General features: G+C 62.3%; 2 protein-coding genes. Both read left to right on the top strand.

Annotated elements, in window-relative coordinates; all coding sequences use genetic code 11:
• Positions 1-210 (top strand): TRAP transporter small permease subunit (locus tag ABYB95_RS23435; RefSeq protein ID WP_372662762.1); only part of this gene is annotated, 210 nt, incomplete at its 5' end.
• Positions 211-255: 45 nt separating this feature from the next.
• Positions 256-1,450: TRAP transporter large permease subunit (locus ABYB95_RS23430; protein WP_372662759.1), on the top strand; the 1,195-nt coding region annotated here is incomplete at its 3' end.

Here is a 1,450-nt window from a genome sequence, read left to right as displayed (position 1 = left end):
TGGATGTCCTGGGATCTTTTTCTGAACTCCTACCTGAGCGAAGAAATCTCGGCCAACGCGGGCGGTTTGCCGATCTGGCCAGCCAAGGCCACCATACCGCTCGGCTTCGCCTTGCTCACATTGCAAGGCCTCTCAGAACTGGTGAAACGGATCGCGGCCTTGCAAGGCCGCTTGCAACTCGATTCGCAATACGAAAAACCCAAGCAGTGACGCACCCGACCAGGCCGTTATTGCCGCACTCCCCCCCACACGCCCATGTTTGACTTCGGATTCATGCCGCCGCTGATGTTCGCGGCGATGATCGCTTTCTTGCTGATCGGTTTTCCGGTTGCCTTCTCGCTGGCGGCCATGGGCTTGCTGTTCGGGGGCATCGGAATCTTGAGCGGCCATTTCGATGCCTCCTTCCTGCACGCCCTGCCACTGCGGTTCCACGCCATCGTCACCAACGACCTGCTGCTGTCGATCCCGTTTTTCACACTCATGGGCGCGATACTGGACCGGTGCCGGCTCGCGGAAGACTTGCTTGAAGGCGTGGGCAAGCTGTTCGGCGGCATGCCGGGCGGTGTCGCTTTTGCGGTGGTGCTGGTGGGTGCGGTGCTGGGCGCCATCACCGGAACGGTGGCCGCGTCGGTGGTCGCCATGGGCGTGATCTCGCTACCGGTCATGATCCGCTACGGCTACAACATGCGGCTGGCCACCGGGGTCATCGCGGCCTCGGGCACCATCACCCAACTGATCCCGCCGTCGCTGGTGTTGATCGTCTTGGCGGACCAGCTCGGCCGCTCCGTGGGCAGCATGTACCTGGGCGCCATCGGCCCCTCGATGCTGCAGATCGGCGTCTTCCTCCTGTTCATCCTGGGGGTCGCGATCTTCAAGCCCAAGCTCATGCCGCCGCTACCGGCCGAAGTGCGCAGCGGCCCGAAGTGGAAGCTGATCCGCCAGGTGCTGCTGGGCATGGTTCCAGCAGCGGGTCTGATGTTTCTGGTGCTGGGCACGATCCTGGCCGGATGGGCCACGCCCACCGAGTCGGGCGCCATGGGGGCGGTAGGCGCCATGATCCTGGCCGCGATGAATGGACGTCTCACCTTGGCGGCGGTGTGGGGCGCCTGCCAGATGACCATGCGTGTCACCACGATGGTGTTGTTCATCCTGATGGGGTCCACCATCTTCACACTGGTTTTTCAAGGCATGGACGGCGGCCTCTGGGTGGAACACTTGCTCACCAGCCTGCCGGGTGGTCAGACCGGTTTTCTGTTGTTTGTCGCCGTCTTCATCTTCTTTCTCGCGTTCTTCCTCGACTTCTTCGAGATCGCGTTCATTCTCGTGCCGCTGCTCGCGCCTGCTGCGAAATCGCTCGGCATCGACATGGTGTGGTTCGGCGTGCTGATTTGTGTGGTGATGCAGACCAGCTTCATGCACCCGCCGTTCGGGGTCGCGCTCTACTACATCC

Source organism: Hydrogenophaga sp. (genome assembly GCF_041633695.1).
Lineage (GTDB): Bacteria > Pseudomonadota > Gammaproteobacteria > Burkholderiales > Burkholderiaceae_C > Hydrogenophaga.
The sequence above is the reverse complement of the archived record's forward strand: the minus strand, read 5'-3'. Positions and strand labels throughout refer to the sequence as shown.